This is a genomic window from Telluria sp. AZSoR62, from assembly GCF_058111565.1.
Genome location: NZ_JBYTST010000193.1, coordinates 1 through 322 on the forward strand (window position 1 = coordinate 1; position 322 = coordinate 322).

The 322-nt window shown below is 57.1% G+C and carries 1 protein-coding gene; it reads left to right on the forward strand.

What is annotated here, in order from left to right:
• Positions 1-96: 96 nt before the first annotated feature.
• A partial coding sequence (locus AC3XQU_RS23490) for a hypothetical protein (RefSeq protein WP_489876556.1) occupies positions 97-322 on the forward strand: 226 nt, incomplete at its 3' end.

The window sequence follows — 322 nt, forward strand, 5'->3', positions numbered from 1 at the left end:
GTCGACGTCTAATTACTCCCGACATTCCAGCGATTTCGGCAGCCAACTCCGCCCTCTCGATCGGCGAAACAGTACCGAACCGTATGATCTGGCCTCATGTCGAATCCCGCGAGGTTGCTTCACGAATTGCTGATCACTTGGACGGTCCCGCCCTCGCAGGCGCCCGAGACTGTTCGAAGTAACGGCGACGCCGGCAGCCTTGAGTTTTGGCAAGAACAAGCTCAGGCAGTCCGGTTCATCCGCGACATTGAAGTGGCCTTGGATGGAATGGCAGCTGTTGGCGAAGACGTCGAACACTACCGGGATGTAATTCCAGCGCTCT